Source organism: Exiguobacterium sp. Helios (genome assembly GCF_014524545.1).
GTDB lineage: Bacteria > Bacillota > Bacilli > Exiguobacteriales > Exiguobacteriaceae > Exiguobacterium_A.
Map to the genome: position 1 here is coordinate 1,607,588 of NZ_CP053557.1, position 21,783 is coordinate 1,629,370.

Sequence of the window (21,783 nt, forward strand, 5' to 3'; positions counted from 1 at the left end):
TTTTCTATATTCACAAATTAATGACGACCGGTTGTTTGAAGGCGAAACCGATTAACCTCAATTTACGTAAAAGAGATATCGAACGGAAGATGGAGGAATGCAAGTGGAACTTGTTTTATATAATTTGTGTCTGATTGCCTGTATCGGAACAGTCACGGCACTTCTGTTTAATCGGTTGCAACCGGGTAGTCGTATTCGGACGATCAGTGTCAGTGTGACCGTCTTGTTGCTGGTTTTGGTCAGTGTAACCGCGTTGCTTGGATGGAATGCTGCAGAGGAAAAGCTGTACCGATCATTTTATTTATTAGTCATGAATATCTTTTCGCTCTGGTCTGTACGAATTGAAGGAAACAATAGGAAAACCATTGTCTGGTCGCTGACGCTGGCCTTGGTCGTATTGGTGTTCGGACAATTTTAGGATGACATATGATAGAAATCGTACATAGATGTTAAAAAAGAGCTGTTCATATTGAAGAAAAAAATATTGAGTATCTCCATTTTGCTGATGATAGGCGGTGTATTTGGAAACATACTTTTTACCCGCCTCGGTTATTTTCCGAATGCAGACTTTCGGATTATGAGTATTCCGTTAGCAGCGGGAGCGCATTACTTTAATCTAGGACTGGTGTTATTCCCATGGTTTCTGGAGAAAAAACAATTTTCGAAAACGTTGCTGGCACTTATACTAATTATTTGGTTGCCTGAAGCCGTCTAAACAACATGGACAGGAGCGAAGATGTCGTGAGTAAACTCATTAAACGTCTACACCCCGATTCAAGGGTGCCCGGGGCATCAGCTGTTGACCTGAAAAAAGCAGAACGTGCCTTAGGTGTTTTGTTTCCGGATGAATACAAAGACCTTTTTTTACAGACGAATGGTGCACAGTTTGGCGAATGGAGCCTGTATCCTGTACCAACGAGACAAGAAGTCTTACAGGATATCGTTCGTCACAATGAGAAGCGTCCGGCTAGCTTGCCCGATGACTTGATTTGTATCGGTGAAAATCTAACGGGTGACAAGCTGTGTTACCGGATCCGGAAACGTTTCCTGCAAGAGCTCGTCTTTAGATGGAACGAAAAAACGGGAATCGCAAAATATCCGTCGTCTTCTTTGGAACAGTTCGTCGATTGGCATGTCCCGAAACGAAAAACGAATCAGGCCTACCGACTTGGCCGTTTCATGGTAGAGGGCAACGAACTAATCGTGACGGATCCTTACTATGGACTAGAGGAAGAAACAGATCTACAGCTGATTTTGTCGAATGTGAAATCAGGCAGCTGGACCGCAGCTATCATTTACACGGAAGACGAATGGGTTAAGCAATTACTTGTTTTTGAAGGGGGCAAAAAGCGGAGCGGCAAATGGCACCGGCAGGATCAACCAATCGGCGTGGACTCGGCACTGGCTGGCATTTTTGATGGGACAGCTTATCGTCAGCATCAAGCGATGGAGTTCGAGACTGTTGTTTCTGCCGACGATCAAGCCGGTATCGTCTCATTTGGTGCCGTCTCAACGTCGGGTTTCGGAGACGGACTGTACGATGTGGACGTACAGTATGATGTCTCGAGGCAAATCGTCGGCGTACGGGTCAACTTCGCAGATGATGAATGAAGGAGTTGGGATAATGGAGTTGGATGGTATGTTGGTCGGTGAAGGAACTGCTTTTATCTTTCCATCCGAGGACAAAGGAAAAGTTCGTTTTCACTGTCATGAGGATGATGAAGAATACGCAGATGTTGATATGGATCAGTTGTTGAAAGAGTCGTGGCAGGAAGGGATGGATCTTTACAGCAAGAACATTCAAGAATTTTTACTTGAATTGGGCCACTATCCTTTGTACGTCCATAGTATGAGTGGTTCGGACAAAATCAATCTTTCACCTGACGCTGACAGCAGAACAAGATTTGACCGGTGGAATATCTATCATCGATTGACCATCACTTCAGAAGAAGCATTTCTTCATTATTTTCCTAAAGTCTATCAAGATGCATACAATAACGAGAGTATATTGTTTTCAAGCGAGAAGACGGTTAAAATCGATGAAACAAAAAATGACTTTTATTTTAAAAAGTTCATGTTGAACTTCTCGGATGATGAGCGGAATTGTTTCTTCCTATGGTTAAATCATGACGGCAATGGATTTGACTTTATTTCAAATTTTTCAAATCATCCGTATCAACACGAAACGATTGAAATCGAGGACGCTGAATGAGCGGATATGGTAAAAGGAGTGCAACCAGGCGATGGAAACAGATCCGGTTACACTCTTTTTGTTATTCTTTCACTTCTGCAATTGTCTCGAAGATTCGTGAATAGACATCTTTGACATTTTTATCGTTCTTTTGATTGTTATTGATTCCGTATTCCCAGTAGCGATAGCTGTCCTTTTTCTCTAGCAGATAACCGGATGCATAAGCATCATTTACCTCGCTCGCATTGTCATACGTCAAGTTTTCAAAAACAAAGGGAAGGAACCCTTTTGTCGTCTCTAAGAAGAAAATCGGAACATCGAGTTTCCGGTACACCTTGATGTACTTCTCTTCATCTGCCTGTTTTAGAATATCTTTTGTGATGAACACTGCATCAAATTTTGAGGAAACGCGGTTCGTGTCCTCTAATTCTTCAAATGAGAGTGTCATGAACTTTACATTGTTCTCATGGAGATCAGGCTGTTCTCCGATCACACCGATGTTTAAGTATGTTCCATCATAGGAAGAAGCTTTTACTTCTTTTGATATGTCTGAACCACAACCAGCTAGTGCAGTAGCGACAATGAGTGAACCAAATAACAATTTTTTCATGTACAAACTCCTTTCACATTCATTTAATAATGATGTTATCATACCAGTAATTTGGAAAATATAGCTGAGGTGAAGATAGAAAAACAGAAGTTAACAATTAAAAATAAAAATTCCCAATAATGTTATCTGATTATATAATATGAAGTGTAAATGGAAATTCATTTAGACATTGTTTAGACGGTGAAGAAAGAAAATGAAAATTACATATGAATTATATTGTGAATTTGTAAAAATAACGTAGTGATTACTTCAGAAAATAAACGACATGCTCGACAGGAACTGATGGTTTCGGTCAAGAAGCTGAAAACGATTATTTCAAAGAAATATACGCGCAATCATACGTTGCTGAAGAGAGGGAGAAAGCAACATGCTAGTCGATTACTACAAACAGGTTGATTATTTAAAAGTCAATCTACCGAAAGATGAACGTTTTCAGCAGTATGAACATCTCAATATTTATTTTGAATGGGGATTTGCAATCAACCAATCAACTGAAACAGTTGCCAGTGAGGATGCAGTGTGGTTACTTGGACAAACGAATACGTTCCCGATTTACATGGTCTTTGATGTGTTTGATTTTTCTATGGAGGAAACGATTGCGGTTCTAACATCCTTCGACATACCGTATCAGACGTCAAGCAATAACGGAACAGAGCTCGTTGATGGAGGAGAATCTTCACATGAGATCAGCATACGGCTCATCGTTAATCAGGAAAAAACGTTACGGGAAATGATTCCATTTCTATACGCGTGTGGATGTCACGGTCAGAAAAATTATCTCTATTCCGTAATGACTGATGGAGAGGATGCATTATTAGCCACAGAAGATTTTCCGGCAATCGATGTCTCGTACGCCGTCGTTGCGGTCGGACCGGATGGAGAAGGTGTAGATGTCATCGGACCGAGAGAACGGATCATTCCCCTGTATGGGCAAGTCTGAAACAGGTAGATGCAGGACGGATCATGATCCTTGCCAATTTTATTATGATCGACGAAAGGTCAGGTCAAGAAGATTGATTGAGGGAATACAGGATTCAAAACAGAAAAATCTCACTTCTAAGAAATAGAGCGAACGTGAAGGAGAGGGCGACAGGATGCAAGTCATTCGAACGAAAGATGGTCGTGATCATTACTGGATGTATGTTAAGGATGGCCGGACGCTGTACACGTTACAGGGCATCGTCGGAGAGATAATGGAAGAACCGGAAAGTGAACAGAAATTCTCCCGTTTTTTCAACATGGATGGCTATATCCGGGAGCTGGTGGAGGCAAAGGTTGCAGACGGCTACCGGTTAATCCATGAACAGGACTTTAAGGAAGTCGTCGTTCAGCTGACCTGCAACGAGGAACAGTATGATGCCGTTTGGAAGAGTCGTACGAAAATCGAGGAAGATCTCGAAGAATTTCTTGGAGTAACCGGGAACGGTTATTTCTTAGAAGATGACTATGGAGCGGAAGCAATCGAATTCGTCCTCCATGTCCTCGACCCGTCTCATATCGTCGAGGCAGTCGTTGAATATTTTAAGGAACAATATGACGTAACTCAGATCCGGATGGGTCAAGCAAAAGTTCATTACGGCAGGCACTTGATTGGACTTTATCCTGCAGGAAAGAACTTTAATCGGTAAAATTGAGAAGTGACGAATCTAAAGGGAGTAAAAGGCATGAATGAGCTGACAATCTTCGAAATCCCTTTTCAGAAACAAAGTATCCAGCGGACATTTCAGGAGTATGAGATCAACGTGATTGGTCAAACGCAAACCGTATATGAAGTCATGTGTTATGACCATGCAGTAGACAGCTACATGAGTGAACTGACAGAAAAAGTGTTATGTGACGTGCTAGTGCGTTATGATCGTTTTCCCTTATACATTACGACCAGTTTTAATGAATTGAGAGAAGATGATCTGCATATTCTGGATCGTTTAAAGCTGCGACCACTAAATTGTCACGAACATCCACGATATGAAGACAATCAGCGTCGCACGGATTTTTATTGTTGTATCGAGGTGTTGAATGCGAATGATTTACATTTCGTGTTAGCCGAGACATTTTTTCGAGCCGCTTGGAGTGAAACGTTTATCATCACATTTACGCGACCCATGTATCAATTAAAGATCTCTGGAAAATGGATTTTCAAAGAAGCGGAATATACGCATGTACTCGATGCACGTGATGGGTTGCCGTTCATTCTTACTTCGCATGACGCGCTTGGTTTCATGTGGTTCGCAAACGGAGATTCTTTCAGGACAGTAGATCAGCTAAATACGATATTACCGGAAAATTATAAGGTGGATCATATGATTGATATAGAGACGTAAATGGAAGAAACGAATTTGTACATAAAGGAGTAGTGAAAATGGAACATCAGATCGGATTACCGGGCATTACTGAAGAACGGTTGCAGGAAGTCGAGGCCGAACTCAGGTTTTCGCTGCCTGCTGAGTTGCGGGCGTACTATAAAAAAGAAAACAAGTTCGAAGCCGGTGAGTGGCAATTTCATCCGATCAAGGACGAAAAGCATATCAAGCGGACGTGGGAAGACATTGTCCGTGTTAACTCGACAGATGTGGAAGACTATCCGAGTAGTTTCTTCCGAATTGCCACGGACGGTTCCGGGGATGAGCTTGGTTACTTATTGCCGGATACAAAAACGATTGTTTTGTGGAACCATGAGGAAGAGGAAGTATTTCCGGTCGCCCTGACCCTTAGAGCATTCATGAAACAAGAACAACAAATTGATGAGAGTGCCATGCGGTCGGAAGACTTTATTCAGACGGTACTCGAGACAGGATCTGTCTACGGATTATCGAAACTAAAACAGTCGGGTTGGGCCTATTGTCCGTCAAACCAAGATGAATCGGATGTGTTATTGTTCTTCTCGACGGAAGAAGGAGCGCGTGCCTGCCAGACAGACGGATGGGAGAACTATCACTTGATTCGCCTCGATCTCGATGTCTTTAGAGACGGCTGGTTGCCGAACATGATTCAGGATGGTTTGTATTGCGGACTGAACTGGGATGCTAGTCTGCAAGGACTCGAACTGGATCCGGAGAATATTCTGGAGGAACTCGAAGGGTAACGATAGAGTAAGCACCACTTTTCCTCCGGACGAGCGGTATACGTTACGGTTTTACCGTTCGAGCGGCGGGGCGACGACGGGATTTGCGATGCTCGGCATCATGAAAGATCAAAAAACTAAAGAACAGCGGCGCATCTACTGGGAATATCCGTGTAGAGAGGTAAGTGTGAAATGGCGACGGGACGTTGTCATTATTAATGACACCCGCTTAAACATCTAGACTGAGGTGTATGATTTCAGATTGGATCAACCGGTTTATCCCGCAAAATAGAGTTCCTGAAGGGAAGAGGAAATATCCTGATGATCATACTTAGAAAGCAAATCGGCAGCTTGATGTATTCCTGGACCATTTATCGCGATGGCCGGGCGGTTCAGGCATCTTTTGGAGCCGATGAACCATGGATGCTGGATGAAGATATTGATGAAAAAACAGAAGAACGGTTTACGTTTCGTTTTCAAGCCCGACGTCGCGTGAAGGAACTGATTGCCGAGAAGCAGGCAGACGGGTATCAACAGGAAATCACACCGGATCCGCTGCCGAGTCAAGAAGAACAGTTGACGTTTCACAAGAGGGCGACATGGTTTGCATATGTACTTTTCGGAGTGGGATTGATTCCGCTTATAACACCCTGGTCTTTATCTCCGTACGTGATGGTCATCCTTGCAGTACCCTTCCTCATCATGTCGACGAGCGGAAAAATGCTGCCGTTTTGGGTCAAGTCGATGTGCTTTATCAGTTATTTCCTGATTAACATCAGTTACAGACAGGTACCGGACATAAAATATCTGGACGCCGGTCTGTTACTCATAACGGGCGTGTTCCTGTGGAGCTACATGACTAAAAGCAGACAACGTTTTAACGCGTAAGCTGACAAGGAACAGGAGGGTCAGGTATGCCGACAACATTTTTAAAGCAGTTGTTGCAAGAGGGTAACCGTTCGGATTTCGCATCATTACGTTCCGCTTATCTTGCGAAACAACAGGGATTGCGAAACGTGTTTTTACAGCAGATGAACAAATTCATAGCGGAAGCACTCGTATGGGACATTCAGCAACAACGGCAGTTCACGGACTGGTTGCTGACCGCATGTGAACGAGAAGAAGATGTGCATGAACTGCTGATTCATCCCTTGAATGAGCGGTTATTGAAACCTGTCCTCAAGCAGTGGATGAATGATCTGCCGGAAGACGTACGACCGTATCGGTGGTTTGGGATTTTCTTTTTTGAAGAAGACAACAGACTTGAATATCTGCAGACGGCGATTGACCGCGGCGGTCGGCAGGAACAACTGGCAATCGAGACGATGATTCGTCATCTGTTGAATTGGCTTTGGTACGCCTTCCATCATCTCAATGAAGATTTGTATTTAAGTGAGACGGAGGACGATGCGGAGACGCTGCAGGAAACCCGTTTGTTGATTGATCAACTCGATGATTCCGTTCAAAAGACCGAGTTCATGGAGGAATGGCAGGAACACGTCCGGACGTATGAACTTTGGCTGCGCTTTTTAGAAGAGAAGACGGAAGGGTTCATGGAGTGGCGGGAGCGACAAGAAAAGCGGGGAGAGGATAAACAATGAATACCCCATACGATCGATACAAGAATACGGAACTGTGGAACGTGGTTTCGGAAGCGATTGACGAATTGGTTGAAAACGATGACTTGGAGGAAAGGACGACCCATGATCATATCGTCGGATACCTCTGTCAAAAAGTATCGTCTAGCCTAACAGAGAAGGAAAACTGAGGAAATGGGAATCGTGCCGGTAGGAAATCGAAAGATGATGACTCAAGCTATTAAAAAAATTATTGTCCCTGAATTGAGGAAACAAGGATTTAAAGGGAGCTATCCACATTTCAGACGGAAACAAGATACCCATCAGGAACTCTTGATGTTTTATATTACAAAGTACAGTGAAAATTTTTATATCGAGACAGGAGTCATCCCGTTAATCGGTTATCTTAACTCTGAAGGAGACCTCATTCCTCCAAATAAAGTGACAGTCTTTTCTTTAAAAGGTAATGAACGATTTATAGTCGGGTCAGACGTTGTAGCCAATCATGATGGAATGTATTTTTTAATGAAAGGACTATCTTCTGAAGAAGAACACGAACAACTGGCTGAAGAAGCTTTTACATATCTAAAAACGAGTGAACCTGACTGGATAGCCCGTTGCTCCGAATGGAATAAGAAATTGTATGAATCGTTTGATGAGGAAGACGCGTAAAAAGAAAACAGCTATGTTTAATTCTAAGTAGAAAAATCAATTTATTGAATAATGAGGAGTGACATACGATGAAAAAACTAGGTACTTTTCATAATCAACAAGGCGATATGATCGTTTCGGACCCAGCTTTTCTTGAACCGGATCCGGAATTTAACATCACGATTCCGGTTGCACCTGATTCGACATGGACTGTCTGGTATAACGAGGACGACCAGCCGGAAATTAATTTAGTGTACTTGACGATTGATGATCACGCAGATATTGCAGCGGATGACTTTGACATTCTTGAAGGTTATGCAGTGGTGGATTCCTCACAGCTCGTCGTCATGAATACAGCAGATTACGGAAAACGCGAGGCCATTGATTGGGAGATTCGGAACACGCTTGAGTTCGACGATGAGATCGATCCATTTTATGTCGCCATCTCAGATGAGATGATGGAGGAGGAAATCTTTCTGTTTCCGTTTGGCGTTGCCGTCCAGTTGATGGGAGACGGCCACTACAAGGTTCGCGTACGACGAGATGCGGATCAGGTCACCGGTATTTTGCTGGTCATCGGGGAACATGAAGATTTTGAAGAGGACTTCGAATAATTCAATACCAGCGATTGAAAGCATCTCACCTAAACTTGTTGAAGTAGCAATTCAAGTAGAAGGTGAGATGTTTTAGTATCCATATCCAAAAACTTGATCACAGGATGTTAAAGAGCATTTAAAAGACGAGCTGATGAAAGGAGGACTATTTCCATGAAGACAACGTATTCCCGGGCAGAGCTTCTAAAAATCGACGACCCGTTTGAATATGAATTTGGTCTCCCGTTGAAGATCAACGACCTGCCCTCATCCGTGATGGAAGAGGATATCCCGGACAGTAAAACGAAACTACTTGAGAAGCTGGCGGAAGGTTACTCCTTAATCATTCAAAAACCGCGGATTCCAAACGAAAAGGTGTTTTCCGCGTTTCAACTGTTGGATGAAAATGAGTTCATGAAACTGTATGCGGTAAACGAAACGACCTTTACTGAAGCATTGTGGAATCTTTTGTATGAGAGTGAATACAATCTTCACTGGTCATTCTTTTTACTAAAAGAGATGAAAGGTGTCGTTTTCGAATTGCCCTATACGGGTGGAGGGACTCGTTCTCTGACTCTCTCAGGTTTGAACGCAAATACCCTGATTCATCTACGGCTTGAAGTAGACGAGAGCGTGACCTGTCGGTGGGATTAAATAGATGGAAAAATCACAACGATCATCCAAGGAAGAACTTAACGGTATGACCTGAGTAGTCGAACGATGCGATTGGTGAATGGGGTTTTGGATTTGCAACGTACTAAGGAATGAGGTAAGCCAAGGTTTAGGAGGAGCAAAAGTGGAATTTCAGAGTGGTGAATGGGTTGATGTCTACCGGGAGCTGTTACCGCATGACGATTGGCAAGAGCTCGTCCGAATTCAAGTGACTCAGCATAGCTATCCTTTTGAAGTCAAGTTGTTGGAACATCCGGTGAAACAGAACCGCAATACTTATGATTTATCGGACTGGACGGTCTTATCGCATGTCATTATGACAGAAACGTCGCAACTAAAGACATTTCTAGATCGACTCGAAATCGAACAGATAGGGATGTCAGCCGAGCCGAAGACGATTCTCAGCATTCGGAAACACGGGCAGGAAATCGTTCGCGTTACTAACGATAGTGTCTCGATGTATGGTGTCTTCTATGAGGAACTAAGCGAGTCGGGTACGGAGTACGAAAACTTTTTTGATGCTGTCTTACCGTATGCGACGTTCCCGGTTGAGGTCGTCTTTTGCGGCCGTGGCGTTTTAAATGATGAGGACTCGATCCATGCGATGACATTAACCGATATGAATTGGCAAGCGGTCTTCGAAGATCGTTTGTTGCATTTGCTGAACCGAAAAGAAATCACTTCTGGATTCCTGCCAACGAATTACTCAGAGCCCTCTCGACGAACGCTCGAGAACTTCATGACAGAGTTCATGTTGTGCATGCCGTATAACTTCATTGTGACACGTGATGCAAATGGACGGTTTGGTATGTTCGATCATTTTTGTACCAATGAAAAGATTGCGCATTTTGGAAGTATAGATGATGAAGAGACAAATCCAGGTCAACACAGATAAAAAAGAAGAAGGAGGAAAAAGCGATGAGCTTAGCTTCGTATATTTGTATGGATAGGCAGATACCTGATAAGTATCTAGATTTGGATGACGAAGATGAAACACTTCCATTTTATATAGGGCGGTGTTTTGCAGATGAAAATTGTCTATACAATGTTAAAACTTCACAGTTTCATAAATGGTATGTGTATGAGATTTCAAGTCACTGGGGCATCGAAATCGTAGAACCTTTCGATTCCGTTGTTTCAGTGAAGTCAAAAGAAAAATTGCATTATTTATTTACGCTCATGAACGAGTTCTTAGACGAGGGGGAATCCTTTGAACTATATACATGTTGGCTTGGAGAAGAGTCCTATCCAAAAGAAAAAAGTATGACAGTCTCTTTAGAACTTGAACAGCTGGAGGATATTCAGATTCCTGAAAGAACTCATATCTTAATCACAAAAACTCGTGGGAACTAAAACTGCTGATTAACAGAGATGATGATTCAAGTGATTCGCTTTCCCGTAAAGACGATGTTTGTAATGGGATGGGATGGATTGTCTCATCGTAGCTACTTCTTAAACGAAATAGATATGTCTCACTGTCAAACATAAGTGAAATTTATAGATGTAGTCCCCATCACCGTTTAGCAAACAATCCAGCGAAAGTTAGAGAAGCAACATGCAAATCTATATCGAAGAAAAACCGGATCACGCGAAAACGATCAAAGAGTACCATATAGTGATGAAAGGACAGGACCGATTGAAAACCATTTTTTCAGTCGAGTATTATAACGAGGACTCGAATGAAGATGAAATCATCACGGATGAGGAAGTTTTAACGCAATTATTCACGCGTTTGAATCGTTTTCCCGTCTATCTATCCTTTGGGTTGCATGAACTGACTGATTCAGGAATAGAAGATGTGATATCTACGGTTAAGCAAAGAAAGTTACTTTATACGCAGACTTCGATTAATAAACGTGAGACTTATATGATGATTGAAGTAAATCAACCAGAAGACTTGCTTCAAGTGCTAGAGAAGTCACTTTCATTGGCTAGTTACAATGGCTACTATTTGATTTCTTTGACGAAGCTATTGAAATTTGAAACGCGGAGTACAAGACGGTGGTTCGTCAAAAAAGAAAGACTCGTACCAGTGGTCGATATGACGGAACCGACGACGTTTTTGAAAATCGGATTTGATTTCGAGAATGTCCTGATCTTCTCAAACGAAGCATGGTTCGATGCATTAGAAAAGATAGAAGCATTCTTTCCTGAAGATGAAATCGAACAGTAGGCAGATGGATTGATTGAGAAAGAGGAGGAAAAATCATGCTGAATGTCTATTTTGAGAAACATATAGATCACACAAAAGTCATCAAAGACAGATACTTGTACATCGATCAACCAGAGCGTATCGACTTCATCTATTCGATGGACGGTATTCCGGATGAGGAGGTCGAACCGTTTTTTCAAAAGAACAACTTATCGTATACAAAGTTTCGACCAAACAAGCACCCTTATTATAGCGTTCAAGTGAATCATGCTAGAGAGCTTGAGCTTTTGCTAGACGAGACCTATTGGTATGCGGCTGCGAACGATTTTTACTTCCTATCCTTTACGCATCTCCTGACGTTTGAGCAGAGAATGATAAAAGAGTGGTTTTTCAAAAAAGAACGCATCGTTCCTGTCATTCATACAACGGAAGAGATGTCCTTCATCACGATCGCTCATGATTTCTCGGGTTATTACCTATTTACGAATGAAGACTGCTTTGATACCGAGGAAAAGGTAAAATCGGTCTTTCCTGACGACGGTACCATTGAATTCTATATCTGAAAAAGTAGCAACTGTATTCATAATTAGACCATGATTCATAGGGAAGTTTCGTTTAGTGAATGTGGCACAAGTAGGATACGTGGAGGGAGACTTATGCTATATATCTATCTCGAGGAGCATACCAATCATACGAAAGTGATCAAGGACCGCTATCTAGATATTGAGGAACCAGATCGCATCAAGTCGATCTATTCGATGGGGTGCATCCCGAATGATGAGAAAAGAGATTACCAAGGTGACTCGAACACTGTATTGAAGCACTTTTTGATGCGCTTGAATAGTTATCCAGTCTTCTTGACGTTTGGTGGCGGGTTTACAGATGAGGATGTAGAGGCGTTCTTTCAGCAGGAGAAGTTGTCTTACACGAAGTTTCAACCGCATAAGCGCAGACCTTATTACAGCGTTCAAGTGAACGATGCAGGCGAACTGGAACGTCTGTTGGACGAAACGTACTGGTATGCCGCTGCTAACAATTTTTACTTCCTTTCGTTTAAGAATCTCCTGACTTTTGAATCGAGGATGATCAGACGATGGTTCTTTAAAAGGGAAATGATTGTTCCTGTTGTTAATACGACGGAAGAGATGTCCTTCATTACGATTGAGCATGATTTCATGGGCTATTATCTGTTTTCGAATGAAGCCTGTTTTGATACAGAGGACAAGGTGAAAGCGTTTCTGCCTGAAGGTGACGGCATCGATTACTATGAGTAAGAGAAAGCAAAGCCGGAAAACCTTAAAGAAAGGAGAGACGAAAATATGTTTGGTATCAGTACGAGCTTAAAAGAAGTTCCGGAAGAAGAAAAGGATATTCTCCGTTACCCGATTCGCGTCCACATTTTTTTGATTCAAGACTTCTCCAGCGTTTCTGATTGTTGTGATTTACTGATTCATTTGGATTCCTATTCTGATAAATTGTTTTTAGCAAGAGAAGTAAACGAGCTGATTGGAATTTGTGAACTACTTATTCAACGGTATTGTACGCCGAAGGAAGCATGGTTAGTGAATCAGGCACATTATTATCCAAACGAACCTTGGATGATCCATCAATCAAATGAGTTAATAATGGAGCTACATCAATTTTTAGAATTGCTTAAGCGAATGTGCATCGAGTCTGTATACCAGAACGCGTTGATTTGTTTTTGGGGTGACTGATTCACTAAATTGTAATCCGTTAATTTATTGCTTAAAAATCACTCTCAGGATAATCCTAGGAATAAAATCAGTCGATCTTGATAAACAGCCTGTATACACATACCTTTTAATTTTTGCAAAAAATAATGCAAATCTTGAATGAGAGGGTCTGCTGACTTCAACCTCCATGGTTCATGAGGGAAACAATGTCGATGAGAAAGAACCTCACAAATACCAAGGAGTTCAAGGACTTCAGTTGGCTTGAATAATTTATCTTCGTATTCATCCAGTTGGATGAGTAAAGCACAGCGGTGTTTAATGACCTCAGCATCCCGATATAAAAAAATCTGTAGGTGATCAGGATAAATTAACGTCTCCTCTTGATCTGAAATATCGATTAAATCGTTTCTAATCAAAAACATCTGCAAATCCTCCTTCGTATTTTAGTTATATGTAGGTTTCAATAGTAAATAACGAGGTGGTGCCCCAAATGATTGTTCTGCCTCGAAGTAAGCCAGTTCACCAGGGATGCAGGAAATGATGGAGGAAAAGCCAAATCCGACGGCATGTTCAAGTGCTTCTTTCAAAGATAATTCTTTTCCATTAATCCATTCATTCTCTGACAAACAGTAACAGGTATCTGGTGCACCATGTTGTTTTAATAAGTCATAAATATCTTCATGCCACGAATTGGGTGGGGGGATTTCAATCAAGTAGTCATTTTTGAGCATATTTTTATACAAGTGGTCCAGTCGATAAAGAGCTTGATCTCGTTTTTTAGGCGAAAACAGTTCATGGAGTACACGTTCTTGCACCCGTTTGACGAAGAATGATTTAACGATAATCGTTTCCTGTTCTTTATTCATGTGATGATTTCCTTTCTATTCAAACACTTCAGCATGAAGATTCATTAAAAGTTCAAATACTTTGTGAGTATCATAGTAATCTCGTATGAGAAGGAGACGAAAATTTGAATTACATATCAGCAGGATATTTTCTTGTTATGCCAACACCCCGTAAAGATTATATGGATGAAAAGGTTGTTCCCGAAACCGTGCTATCAGTGAGTGATTGTCTCTGTAATCAATATCCTAATACCAGTATCTTATGGGGGAATTCTGAAGTGAATAGAGAACGCTAAATGGATCAACTTGGTCTTTCGCTTAACAACTTTCAGTTATTCGAACATTGGATAGAAGAACATAGGAATACTGGTGATGTTTTGTTTCCTCAAGTCTTTTCTGATTTACATACTGCGGAAGAATTTTTAAAGCGTTTTTTGATTCATCTACCTGGTATACGCATCATCAGCATCGGATTACCTGAACAGTATATAGTAGATTTTCTTAAAGATGTAGAATTATTCAGCAGTAAAAATCCTGAACCATATGGAGTGGAAAAAATGTTGTCACAGCACCACCCACCTGGGATAGAGGGAGCAAAAAAAGTAGGATACGAAGTTTTGGGATTTGACTCTGGCTCGTTTCATTCCTATTTATGTAATGGATTAGAGCGTGATTTGCATCAGCATTTTAATTTTTCACTAAATCGTTATGGGTTGATTGATTCGATAGAAGAAGCTGATCGTTATTCAGATTATTGTAATGCATTGGGTGAGGACACAGAATCCGTACTATGGTCTCCGTGAGCTATTTTTGAATACAAGAAAAGAAGAGCAAATAAGAATTAACGATTGATATAACTAAGGAGATAATATGAATCAGTCAATATTAATTAGATATTTCATCGCAGCATTTGTGATTAACATAAGTTTGTGGGTTATGATAAGATTTTCAATCGATGAGTTAGTTTCTGATAAACGTATTTTATCTGCTTTTTTTATGATTACCATTTGGTCAATATTTTTCTTGCCGATCAAGAGACTGGATGTTTATAAGAACCAAACGATACCTTATTGGACGTTTAACCTATTTATGACGCTTGGGATGATTTTAATCACCATTATCTGTTTTTCTGTACTTATAGTCGTATTCCCGTGAAAATATTTAAATTCGAAAAAAATATATCGAACAGCATCGAGCGAATCAATTCGAAAATCTATTATTCGACACGGATGAATTAGTAGACTTCAATCGTAAGCCTTTCGTGTAAGAGGCTTTAAAATTTCATAATTAATTGTTGCGATCAAGAGAAGTACGGTCAATCCATTAAAACTCACGATAATCAAACGAAGCCTACATATAATCAGCGATGTCGGCTTTTTCTGTATGTAGTATTCCTAAGCATCTTGTCGATAACCGACTGGGAGAATCACGTTCCTTGAATACGATCTCTAAATATTTAATTTGGGATTTTTTTCATGAGTGAAACTTAATAAAGGAAAATATCGTATTTAGTATATAATATCTTTATCAAAATAAACTTGCTATCTAATGAAAATGAATACATATCTTGGAGGAACCGCTCGTGATCTTACCATTCATCGGTCTTGCCGCCGGACTCTTTTTGTTGATGTTAGGAACGTACTTCATCCGATGTAAGCATGCGAACAAAACGCCGCTATCCGGGCATGGAGACGGGGTCGATCATGTCGATTCGTTTTTGCTCAGTCTTCTCTTATCAATTGGTGTCATCCTCTTTAGTTCATTATCCGTCAGACAATACGGTTATTTCTGTTTAGCAGGAGGGGTACTTTTACTGTATGGTGTCAACGAAGTTTGGTAAGGAAAAGAGAAGAAATAATAGGCGGGCATCATTCATCACACACGACTGAAGGTGTAGGATGCAGTCTTAAAAAATTATATATACAGCAATGTAAAGGGAGCTACCAGCATGGTGCAATTATTGAAGCAAATTGACGATGAAGTCTATCATGTCGTCTATCACCAAGAAGGACGCACGTTATTCGTCAGGGAAGGTGTTGCCCGGAAAGAACCGGCCCTGAATAGTGAGGACATGATTGAAATTAACGAGGAGACGGCGACTGTTCGAATTCCTTTTAAAAATACATTTGCCGCCTATCGTCAGAAAAAAGAATGGATGCGTCAAAAGATGGAGGAGGGGTACTTGAAAGCACCTTTTTCTCAATCTGAGGCGATGAACTACCGCGCAGATCGGCGCAACATCAAATTACGTCTCCTGAGTGCTCTCTTGCTCATGCTGTGCGGATTATCGACATTGACCGGTCTGTTACCGATCCCGGGATATATTCCGCTTGTGTTCTTATCTTTCTTTTATCCGATCTATATTGAAGGGAAAACAGCCCGTGCCCGTTTTTATCGTTGGTCGGGAGGCGTATTCTTTTTTGTATTGGCCGGTTCATCAAAAGATTATTTAGAACCATTTAATCTTTCTGCCAACGGAACCGTCTGCCTTATCGCAGGATTCATCCTCTTGCTGTACACGACTCAACAATTAAAGGAACTTACGACGAAGGAGATCACACCGCATGAAGGATAAACAAGAATCACTGATTCAATTAAAACGAGAGATCAGTCAAACCGTCGATTACTGGGTCTGTTACCGGGTGGGGCGGACGCTTTATCAGGTCTCCGTCCAAGAGCAGGCCAATGGTCAAACGAACGAAGGGGAGGTCACGACAGAGCGGTTCCCGTTCTATTTTGGCATGAAACAGCGGATGCGTCAGTTGGCCGAAGAAAAAGAAGCACTCGGCTTTCGACCGCTGACAGAGGCAGAACAGGCAGCGCACGTCATTGATGAACCGGAAGAACCACCTCTTGATCCTGGCTTTTTTGAGCCGGCCATTCGTTTGGCGTGGCTGCTCCTTGGACTCGGGATTCTCTTGTTCGTCCTTCCTTACGAGAGGCTTAATAATTTTGCATTCGGTTTAGGACTTTACGTCTGGTATGAGACATTTGGTCAGGTTGGTCTGCCGAAATTTTTCCGGCGGTATTTTCACGGAATGTTTGGTGCATTGATGGTATTGCAAGTCTTGTCCGCTTTTGAACTGGAGCGGGAAGTACAGCCATACTACGCCAGTTTATCTGTTTTGTCCGCGGTCATGTTGGTGTTACTTGTCGTGCAGTACCATTTGAAAGAAACGGATCAAATCGGACAAGATAAACGTGTCAGTAGACGCAAAATTACAGAGTATCCGGATTTCGATGAGTGAAACTGAAAATCCCATGCACTCAACTTTCGGAAGACTGGTGGATGGAACAATCCTGTAAAATATAGGTAGCACATTAATATGCACGATTCATGAACTGAATCAGTCTATCGAAAAAGGGAGTGATGTCATGGACGTACAACGGAATTCTGATTTTATCTTTGAGCTTTTGTTGGTCATCTGGGTAATAGGAGCGATCGTTGTCATCACTAGTCAAGCTCGGAACACGAAAACCTTAAAAGAAAGTCTGTTCAGAGGAACACTTGTCAACTTTATCTATACACTGATTATCTCCCTAATCTGGTTTTTTGAAGTCGCGATTGATGGAGTCAGTCAGGTTCTGGTCGTTTATTTCTTCGTTGGTATCTTTCTGATTCTTGAGGCGTTTCTCCTGATTGTTCTCTTGCTGGTTAAACGTAAAAAACTAACGAACTTTTAACACATAATGGAGTTAAGCGTGAATCGATATACCTGGGTCACCCATAATGCTACACAACTGTCCATGCTCGATATGAGACGACGGGCGATTTCATTATTAGTGAAACACATCGTGCGTCTGGAAGAACCGAGAGCAAAATCGAGTATGTTGCTCCATATCGGTATGTTGTATCTTGTCGGGACAGTCAAGAGGCTCTAGTTCAGATGGAAACGTTTATTGATCCGACGTATAGAAAAAGAAGAAAACGAGTAAAATCGTTTTCTTCTTTTTCTATACGTCACGATATCATTCGCTTTGACGACAGTCGAAAAAGGAGAGACGACATGACTAAAAAATCCATTCAAGATTATGCTTTTTTCGGAAATATCAAAAAGGTGAAGACCTGTATCGAGCGCGGAGATGATTTGAATACGCTCGATGAAGAAGGATCTTCCGCACTGCACTGGGCAGTCGAGGAAGGGTATGACGAAATCGTCACGCTGTTGCTTAATAATGGGGCGGATATCAACCAACGCGATAAGGATGGTCTGACACCGTTGCATCTCGCCTTGTATGAAAAGCAGGGTGAAATCGCAATCCAACTGATTGACCGCGGTGCTGCCCTTGATTTTGACGGGGACGGCTTTACGGCACTGCATTTTATCGCTGCCCGTTCCGGGAATAAACGGGTTCTCCGGCGATTACTGGAAGACCGGACACATGTGGATTGGCAGACAGATAGTGGAGAAGGGCATACGCCGCTGCATTATGCGGCTCAAGAAGGAAAGACAAAGAAAATTCGTATGCTGGTGGAAGCGGGAGCCGATGTCAACCGGATGGAAATGAACGGCTTTGCACCACTCCATTTGGCGACCGGGGAGGGGCATGTCAAAGCGCTACAGGCATTACTGGCAGCAGGAGCCGACATGGAAATCGAAAATCCGTTAAATGAGAACAATACCCCGTTGATGCTGGCGAGTCAGTACGGCTTAACCGAAATCACCAAATTATTGTTGGAGCATGGTGCAGATCGACAGCATCCAGACGCGGAAGGAAGAACGGCACTCGACTTTGCCGTCAAACACCGTTATCCGGAAATCGTAGCTTTATTACAAACTTAAGCAGGAGGAAATCGATGTGAAGAAATGGATTGGGGTCTTGATTATCGTCCAGACGGTTTTGTTTAGTATGCTGATCATCCAGCTCAATAAAATGACGGAGACGATTGCGGCTGTGGGATCAATGATTGCTACGAAAGAAGGGGATCTTGCCTGGGGAGGGGGATTACCGGTAACGGATTATATCCTATTCGGAATCTTGATTTGCTTAGGTATTTTTCTTCTTATACCGGAAGAGAAAATAAAGCGGTAATCCACATGAATTCTGTTCAACAACGGCATCCGGACGTGATAAACTGAAGGCATGGAATATATTTACTTATTTCCTTGGGATAAAAAATGACTGAAGCATAATCCACATAAAAAAGGACGTGAACGTATGAAAAAGGTAACGGTTCGAAAAGCGATGGCGAGTACGCTTGTAACGGCTCTTGTATTGACGGGAGTCGGAGTTAACAGCAATGTAGCGGACGCGGCGACCAAGACAACCCAAGTCGCCAAGAAAAAATTCGACTACAAAAAGTATCGCGCCAAACAAACGAAAGTTGTGGCATCGTACGGCAGCACACTCTTCCATATGGGGAATCTGGGCGGAATCAAAGTACCGGACTACATCACGGATTCTGTGTACCGCACCAAATTGGAAGCGTATAACAAAAAATCAATACAGTATATGACGGATCGGAAGAAGGCACGAAAAGAAGCGGAAGCCTTGAAAAAGCTGATTAAAGAAGTGAACACTCAGAAGGAAAGAAAGGCTGCGGACAAACGAATTGCGGCGTTGAAAAAAGAAACCATTCGTTTGACGAAGGCGGAAAAGGTGTTGACCAAAGAAGGACAGGCGCTGTACAAAGTGATCGTTGACTACGAAAATAAGCAAATCAAGTTATTTGAAGGTCAGTACGGATCCATTACAAAAGCCTTAACGGTTCTCGACTATAAGGACTACGCCAATCGTTTGAAAGCTTACCTGGATGCCAATAACTTCAGTGCAGACGAGAAAATCGAAATCATGGATCAAGTATATGATCGATTACTTTACGCACGGGAAGACGCATCGGAAATCGTCGGAGACAAACGCGGTGCAATCAGACTGCTGGTTTACGCCGGGAAATTTGAAGAAGCGAATCAACTGTTTGTGAATACAAAAGAAACAATCCTGGTACAAGAGAATGCCCGATTGGATGCGTTATACACAAAAATCATTGAAGTCTACATGACGAAAAAGTAAAAAAAAGTCTGACTTTACAACAAAAAGCATCTTTTTGGGATGCTTTTTTTATTTATTTTCATTGAGACGATTTATCGTAAAAAAGGAAGGTGCGTTTTTTGAAATTGGTCAGTCCATTTTTATTACTTATCAAGCGATTTCGTGAAAATTATAAGAAAAAACAGGCCTCTAATTTCTTATTTATGCAATCGATTGCATCTTGAAATTTTTAACACCTAGTCTTAAACGAATCAGGTTTCTTGCAAAAAACTAGTTTTTATTTCACCGGATTTATGTAAAAATAGAACACAACAAACTGAAAGAATTTTTAGAAAAGTAAACGAGTAAACTATCTGTCTTTTGGATAGGAGAGAGAATCGTTATTTTTCAAATTCTAAATAACTTATTCGTTTTGAACCTGGAGGGGAACGTATGAAAGTTTTGAAGATGTGGAACCAAATCAGTTTAGTGAAACAAATTGCAGTCGGTTTGATTATTGGTATTATTTTAGCTGTATCGATTCCTGAAGCTGCCCAGTCCATCACTATCTTTGGAACACTGTTTGTTTCCGCGCTGAAGGCCGTCGCGCCGGTTTTAGTATTTTTCCTGGTCATGGCAGCGATCGTCCAGCATAAAAAAGGACAACAGACGAACATGAAGTCGATTGTCTTCCTGTATCTCCTCGGGACATTCTTGGCGGGAGCCGTTGCAGTTGTATTCAGTTTCCTGTTCCCTGTCAGCATAACGCTGACGGAAAGTACGGAGAAATTAGCTGCGCCGGGTAATGCGATTGAAGTCATCCGGACACTTGTCTTGAATATGGTGGACAATCCGGTCAATGCGTTAGTCCAAGGCAATTACATTGGGATCTTAACGTGGGCCATCGTGTTAGGGTTGGCACTGAAAAATGCTTCCGATTCAACGAAAACGTTCATTTCAAATTTTTCGGATGCGATCGCGAAGATGGTCGGGTGGATCATTAAACTCGCACCACTCGGAATCATGGGGATTGTCATTGAGTCGATTACGAAAAACGGTCTCGGATCCCTTCTCAACTATGGTCAACTGCTTGTGCTGTTGATCGGGACGATGTTGTTTGTTGCGCTTGTCGTCAATCCACTGATCGTCTTCATCAACGTTCGTCAAAATCCTTATCCGCTCGTTTTCAAATGTATCCGTGAGAGCGGAATTACAGCCTTCTTCACACGGAGTTCGGCTGCCAATATTCCGGTTAACATGGAGCTGTGTAAAAAACTGGGTCTCGATAAAGAGACGTATGCAATTTCGATTCCGCTCGGTGCGACCGTCAACATGGCGGGGGCGGCCGTAACGATTTCCGTCCTGACACTTGCTGCGGTCAATACGCTTAACATCCCGGTCGATCTTCCGACAGCTATCATCTTAAGTGTCCTGGCTGCTGTCTGTGCCTGTGGTGCTTCCGGTGTTGCGGGCGGATCACTCCTGTTGATTCCGCTTGCCTGCAGCCTATTCGGAATTCCGAATGAGATTGCGATGCAAGTCATCGCTGTCGGATTCATCATCAGTGTCTTACAAGATTCGTTTGAAACAGGACTCAACTCTTCGACCGATGTTCTGTTTACAGCGACAGCTGAATTCAAAAAACGGTTAAAAGACGGCGAACAACTGTCAATCAATCGACCGATCATGGTTGAAGAACCAACTGAACAAGTCGTCAACAGCTGATTTGCGTTGATGCTGTCAAAAAAGAGATGAAAGACATCCGGT

Annotated in this window: 33 protein-coding genes; 30 read left to right on the forward strand and 3 right to left on the reverse strand. The window is 42.0% G+C overall.

Annotation, left to right across the window (positions count from 1 at the left end; translation table 11 throughout):
- Nucleotides 1–103: 103 nt before the first annotated feature.
- The 4 genes from HNY42_RS08240 to HNY42_RS08255 are packed head-to-tail and all read left to right on the forward strand — an operon-like array spanning nt 104 to nt 2,212.
- Entirely contained in the window at nt 104–418 is a 315-nt protein-coding gene (locus HNY42_RS08240) for a hypothetical protein (protein ID WP_188004184.1), read from the forward strand.
- Between the two features lie 51 nt (nt 419–469).
- Nucleotides 470–715, forward strand: coding sequence for a hypothetical protein (locus HNY42_RS08245; RefSeq protein ID WP_188004185.1), 246 nt, complete (start codon nt 470–472; stop codon nt 713–715).
- 26 nt (nt 716–741) lie between these two features.
- On the forward strand, nt 742–1,611 hold the full coding sequence (locus HNY42_RS08250; protein ID WP_188004186.1) for an SMI1/KNR4 family protein: 870 nt from the start codon (nt 742–744) through the stop codon (nt 1,609–1,611).
- 13 nt (nt 1,612–1,624) lie between these two features.
- Nucleotides 1,625–2,212, forward strand: coding sequence for a hypothetical protein (locus HNY42_RS08255; RefSeq protein WP_188004187.1), 588 nt, complete (start codon nt 1,625–1,627; stop codon nt 2,210–2,212).
- 61 nt (nt 2,213–2,273) lie between these two features.
- Here HNY42_RS08255 and HNY42_RS08260 read toward each other — a convergent pair whose 3' ends face one another.
- Nucleotides 2,274–2,801, reverse strand: coding sequence for a hypothetical protein (locus HNY42_RS08260; protein ID WP_188004188.1), 528 nt, complete (start codon nt 2,799–2,801; stop codon nt 2,274–2,276).
- Between the two features lie 367 nt (nt 2,802–3,168).
- On the opposite strand from HNY42_RS08260, the gene HNY42_RS08265 reads away from it, so the two are divergent.
- The 16 genes from HNY42_RS08265 to HNY42_RS08340 all read left to right on the forward strand — a co-directional run bounded on the left by HNY42_RS08265 (nt 3,169) and on the right by HNY42_RS08340 (nt 13,222).
- The gene (locus HNY42_RS08265) at nt 3,169–3,741 is read left to right on the forward strand and encodes a hypothetical protein (RefSeq protein WP_188004189.1); all 573 of its coding nucleotides are present in this window, start codon (nt 3,169–3,171) and stop codon (nt 3,739–3,741) included.
- 154 nt (nt 3,742–3,895) lie between these two features.
- Entirely contained in the window at nt 3,896–4,429 is a 534-nt protein-coding gene (locus HNY42_RS08270; protein WP_188004190.1) for a hypothetical protein, read from the forward strand.
- 36 nt (nt 4,430–4,465) lie between these two features.
- Nucleotides 4,466–5,122, forward strand: coding sequence for a hypothetical protein (locus HNY42_RS08275; RefSeq protein ID WP_188004191.1), 657 nt, complete (start codon nt 4,466–4,468; stop codon nt 5,120–5,122).
- 38 nt (nt 5,123–5,160) lie between these two features.
- Nucleotides 5,161–5,883 (forward strand): DUF2750 domain-containing protein, encoded by a 723-nt coding sequence (locus HNY42_RS08280; protein WP_188004192.1) that lies wholly within the window; start codon nt 5,161–5,163, stop codon nt 5,881–5,883.
- Nucleotides 5,822–6,103, forward strand: a complete 282-nt coding sequence (locus HNY42_RS08285; RefSeq protein ID WP_255508281.1) for a DUF5412 family protein — start codon at nt 5,822–5,824, stop codon at nt 6,101–6,103. The genes HNY42_RS08280 and HNY42_RS08285 overlap by 62 nt, the downstream gene beginning before the upstream one ends.
- An 80-nt stretch (nt 6,104–6,183) precedes the next feature.
- A complete protein-coding gene (locus HNY42_RS08290; RefSeq protein ID WP_188004193.1) occupies nt 6,184–6,750 on the forward strand; it encodes a hypothetical protein in 567 nt (188 codons plus the stop codon).
- A 26-nt stretch (nt 6,751–6,776) separates the two neighbouring features.
- Entirely contained in the window at nt 6,777–7,463 is a 687-nt protein-coding gene (locus tag HNY42_RS08295) for a hypothetical protein (protein ID WP_188004194.1), read from the forward strand.
- 201 nt (nt 7,464–7,664) lie between these two features.
- On the forward strand, nt 7,665–8,111 hold the full coding sequence (locus HNY42_RS08300; protein WP_188004195.1) for a DUF4304 domain-containing protein: 447 nt from the start codon (nt 7,665–7,667) through the stop codon (nt 8,109–8,111).
- Between the two features lie 68 nt (nt 8,112–8,179).
- Nucleotides 8,180–8,704, forward strand: a complete 525-nt coding sequence (locus HNY42_RS08305; protein ID WP_188004196.1) for a hypothetical protein — start codon at nt 8,180–8,182, stop codon at nt 8,702–8,704.
- A gap of 153 nt (nt 8,705–8,857) precedes the next feature.
- Entirely contained in the window at nt 8,858–9,337 is a 480-nt protein-coding gene (locus tag HNY42_RS08310) for a hypothetical protein (RefSeq protein WP_188004197.1), read from the forward strand.
- Between the two features lie 142 nt (nt 9,338–9,479).
- Nucleotides 9,480–10,250 (forward strand): hypothetical protein, encoded by a 771-nt coding sequence (locus HNY42_RS08315; protein ID WP_188004198.1) that lies wholly within the window; start codon nt 9,480–9,482, stop codon nt 10,248–10,250.
- A 23-nt stretch (nt 10,251–10,273) separates the two neighbouring features.
- Nucleotides 10,274–10,708: a hypothetical protein gene (locus HNY42_RS08320; protein ID WP_188004199.1), complete on the forward strand. Its 435-nt coding sequence runs from the start codon at nt 10,274–10,276 to the stop codon at nt 10,706–10,708.
- A 202-nt stretch (nt 10,709–10,910) separates the two neighbouring features.
- The gene (locus tag HNY42_RS08325; protein WP_188004200.1) at nt 10,911–11,528 is read left to right on the forward strand and encodes a hypothetical protein; all 618 of its coding nucleotides are present in this window, start codon (nt 10,911–10,913) and stop codon (nt 11,526–11,528) included.
- Between the two features lie 35 nt (nt 11,529–11,563).
- A complete protein-coding gene (locus HNY42_RS08330) occupies nt 11,564–12,070 on the forward strand; it encodes a hypothetical protein (protein WP_188004201.1) in 507 nt (168 codons plus the stop codon).
- A gap of 93 nt (nt 12,071–12,163) precedes the next feature.
- A complete protein-coding gene (locus HNY42_RS08335; RefSeq protein WP_188004202.1) occupies nt 12,164–12,781 on the forward strand; it encodes a hypothetical protein in 618 nt (205 codons plus the stop codon).
- Between the two features lie 45 nt (nt 12,782–12,826).
- Nucleotides 12,827–13,222, forward strand: coding sequence for a hypothetical protein (locus HNY42_RS08340; protein WP_188004203.1), 396 nt, complete (start codon nt 12,827–12,829; stop codon nt 13,220–13,222).
- Nucleotides 13,223–13,266: 44 nt separating this feature from the next.
- On the opposite strand, the gene HNY42_RS08345 is transcribed toward HNY42_RS08340, so the two are convergent.
- Nucleotides 13,267–13,623, reverse strand: a complete 357-nt coding sequence (locus HNY42_RS08345) for a hypothetical protein (protein WP_188004204.1) — start codon at nt 13,621–13,623, stop codon at nt 13,267–13,269.
- A 21-nt stretch (nt 13,624–13,644) separates the two neighbouring features.
- A complete protein-coding gene (locus HNY42_RS08350) occupies nt 13,645–14,067 on the reverse strand; it encodes a hypothetical protein (RefSeq protein WP_188004205.1) in 423 nt (140 codons plus the stop codon).
- A gap of 275 nt (nt 14,068–14,342) precedes the next feature.
- Between HNY42_RS08350 and HNY42_RS08355 the strand changes: the two genes are divergently transcribed.
- From HNY42_RS08355 to sstT, 10 genes are all read left to right on the forward strand, one after another.
- Complete coding sequence (locus tag HNY42_RS08355; protein WP_255508282.1) at nt 14,343–14,849, forward strand: hypothetical protein; 507 nt, start codon at nt 14,343–14,345, stop codon at nt 14,847–14,849.
- A gap of 779 nt (nt 14,850–15,628) precedes the next feature.
- Nucleotides 15,629–15,886 (forward strand): hypothetical protein, encoded by a 258-nt coding sequence (locus HNY42_RS08360; protein ID WP_012370199.1) that lies wholly within the window; start codon nt 15,629–15,631, stop codon nt 15,884–15,886.
- A gap of 108 nt (nt 15,887–15,994) precedes the next feature.
- Nucleotides 15,995–16,621: a hypothetical protein gene (locus tag HNY42_RS08365; RefSeq protein WP_188004206.1), complete on the forward strand. Its 627-nt coding sequence runs from the start codon at nt 15,995–15,997 to the stop codon at nt 16,619–16,621.
- On the forward strand, nt 16,611–17,294 hold the full coding sequence (locus tag HNY42_RS08370) for a hypothetical protein (protein ID WP_012370201.1): 684 nt from the start codon (nt 16,611–16,613) through the stop codon (nt 17,292–17,294). Before HNY42_RS08365 ends, HNY42_RS08370 begins: the two co-directional genes overlap by 11 nt.
- Nucleotides 17,295–17,421: 127 nt before the next feature.
- Nucleotides 17,422–17,730: a hypothetical protein gene (locus HNY42_RS08375; RefSeq protein WP_012370202.1), complete on the forward strand. Its 309-nt coding sequence runs from the start codon at nt 17,422–17,424 to the stop codon at nt 17,728–17,730.
- 18 nt (nt 17,731–17,748) lie between these two features.
- A complete protein-coding gene (locus tag HNY42_RS08380) occupies nt 17,749–17,928 on the forward strand; it encodes a hypothetical protein (RefSeq protein WP_188004207.1) in 180 nt (59 codons plus the stop codon).
- Between the two features lie 125 nt (nt 17,929–18,053).
- Nucleotides 18,054–18,830 carry an ankyrin repeat domain-containing protein gene (locus HNY42_RS08385; RefSeq protein ID WP_188004208.1) on the forward strand — a complete coding sequence of 259 codons (777 nt, stop codon included), beginning with the start codon at nt 18,054–18,056 and terminating at the stop codon, nt 18,828–18,830.
- A gap of 16 nt (nt 18,831–18,846) precedes the next feature.
- A complete protein-coding gene (locus HNY42_RS08390) occupies nt 18,847–19,080 on the forward strand; it encodes a hypothetical protein (protein ID WP_255508283.1) in 234 nt (77 codons plus the stop codon).
- Nucleotides 19,081–19,206: 126 nt separating this feature from the next.
- The gene (locus HNY42_RS08395; RefSeq protein WP_188004209.1) at nt 19,207–20,058 is read left to right on the forward strand and encodes a hypothetical protein; all 852 of its coding nucleotides are present in this window, start codon (nt 19,207–19,209) and stop codon (nt 20,056–20,058) included.
- Nucleotides 20,059–20,469: 411 nt separating this feature from the next.
- Complete coding sequence (gene sstT / locus HNY42_RS08400) at nt 20,470–21,741, forward strand: serine/threonine transporter SstT (protein WP_188004210.1); 1,272 nt, start codon at nt 20,470–20,472, stop codon at nt 21,739–21,741.
- The last annotated feature ends 42 nt before the right edge of the window (nt 21,742–21,783 follow it).

What these genes read in the sequence shown, in the direction of transcription:
- HNY42_RS08255 (WP_188004187.1), top strand. Translation starts at nt 1,625, where the DNA reads ATGGAGTTGGATGGTATGTTGGTCGGTGAAGGAACTGCTTTTATCTTT.
- HNY42_RS08260 (WP_188004188.1), bottom strand. Translation starts at nt 2,801, where the DNA reads ATGAAAAAATTGTTATTTGGTTCACTCATTGTCGCTACTGCACTAGCT.
- HNY42_RS08265 (WP_188004189.1), top strand. Translation starts at nt 3,169, where the DNA reads ATGCTAGTCGATTACTACAAACAGGTTGATTATTTAAAAGTCAATCTA.
- HNY42_RS08270 (WP_188004190.1), top strand. Translation starts at nt 3,896, where the DNA reads ATGCAAGTCATTCGAACGAAAGATGGTCGTGATCATTACTGGATGTAT.
- HNY42_RS08275 (WP_188004191.1), top strand. Translation starts at nt 4,466, where the DNA reads ATGAATGAGCTGACAATCTTCGAAATCCCTTTTCAGAAACAAAGTATC.
- HNY42_RS08280 (WP_188004192.1), top strand. Translation starts at nt 5,161, where the DNA reads ATGGAACATCAGATCGGATTACCGGGCATTACTGAAGAACGGTTGCAG.
- HNY42_RS08285 (WP_255508281.1), top strand. Translation starts at nt 5,822, where the DNA reads ATGCTAGTCTGCAAGGACTCGAACTGGATCCGGAGAATATTCTGGAGG.
- HNY42_RS08290 (WP_188004193.1), top strand. Translation starts at nt 6,184, where the DNA reads ATGATCATACTTAGAAAGCAAATCGGCAGCTTGATGTATTCCTGGACC.
- HNY42_RS08295 (WP_188004194.1), top strand. Translation starts at nt 6,777, where the DNA reads ATGCCGACAACATTTTTAAAGCAGTTGTTGCAAGAGGGTAACCGTTCG.
- HNY42_RS08300 (WP_188004195.1), top strand. Translation starts at nt 7,665, where the DNA reads ATGATGACTCAAGCTATTAAAAAAATTATTGTCCCTGAATTGAGGAAA.
- HNY42_RS08305 (WP_188004196.1), top strand. Translation starts at nt 8,180, where the DNA reads ATGAAAAAACTAGGTACTTTTCATAATCAACAAGGCGATATGATCGTT.
- HNY42_RS08310 (WP_188004197.1), top strand. Translation starts at nt 8,858, where the DNA reads ATGAAGACAACGTATTCCCGGGCAGAGCTTCTAAAAATCGACGACCCG.
- HNY42_RS08320 (WP_188004199.1), top strand. Translation starts at nt 10,274, where the DNA reads ATGAGCTTAGCTTCGTATATTTGTATGGATAGGCAGATACCTGATAAG.
- HNY42_RS08325 (WP_188004200.1), top strand. Translation starts at nt 10,911, where the DNA reads ATGCAAATCTATATCGAAGAAAAACCGGATCACGCGAAAACGATCAAA.
- HNY42_RS08330 (WP_188004201.1), top strand. Translation starts at nt 11,564, where the DNA reads ATGCTGAATGTCTATTTTGAGAAACATATAGATCACACAAAAGTCATC.
- HNY42_RS08335 (WP_188004202.1), top strand. Translation starts at nt 12,164, where the DNA reads ATGCTATATATCTATCTCGAGGAGCATACCAATCATACGAAAGTGATC.
- HNY42_RS08340 (WP_188004203.1), top strand. Translation starts at nt 12,827, where the DNA reads ATGTTTGGTATCAGTACGAGCTTAAAAGAAGTTCCGGAAGAAGAAAAG.
- HNY42_RS08345 (WP_188004204.1), bottom strand. Translation starts at nt 13,623, where the DNA reads ATGTTTTTGATTAGAAACGATTTAATCGATATTTCAGATCAAGAGGAG.
- HNY42_RS08350 (WP_188004205.1), bottom strand. Translation starts at nt 14,067, where the DNA reads ATGAATAAAGAACAGGAAACGATTATCGTTAAATCATTCTTCGTCAAA.
- HNY42_RS08355 (WP_255508282.1), top strand. Translation starts at nt 14,343, where the DNA reads ATGGATCAACTTGGTCTTTCGCTTAACAACTTTCAGTTATTCGAACAT.
- HNY42_RS08365 (WP_188004206.1), top strand. Translation starts at nt 15,995, where the DNA reads ATGGTGCAATTATTGAAGCAAATTGACGATGAAGTCTATCATGTCGTC.
- HNY42_RS08370 (WP_012370201.1), top strand. Translation starts at nt 16,611, where the DNA reads ATGAAGGATAAACAAGAATCACTGATTCAATTAAAACGAGAGATCAGT.
- HNY42_RS08375 (WP_012370202.1), top strand. Translation starts at nt 17,422, where the DNA reads ATGGACGTACAACGGAATTCTGATTTTATCTTTGAGCTTTTGTTGGTC.
- HNY42_RS08385 (WP_188004208.1), top strand. Translation starts at nt 18,054, where the DNA reads ATGACTAAAAAATCCATTCAAGATTATGCTTTTTTCGGAAATATCAAA.
- HNY42_RS08395 (WP_188004209.1), top strand. Translation starts at nt 19,207, where the DNA reads ATGAAAAAGGTAACGGTTCGAAAAGCGATGGCGAGTACGCTTGTAACG.
- sstT (WP_188004210.1), top strand. Translation starts at nt 20,470, where the DNA reads ATGAAAGTTTTGAAGATGTGGAACCAAATCAGTTTAGTGAAACAAATT.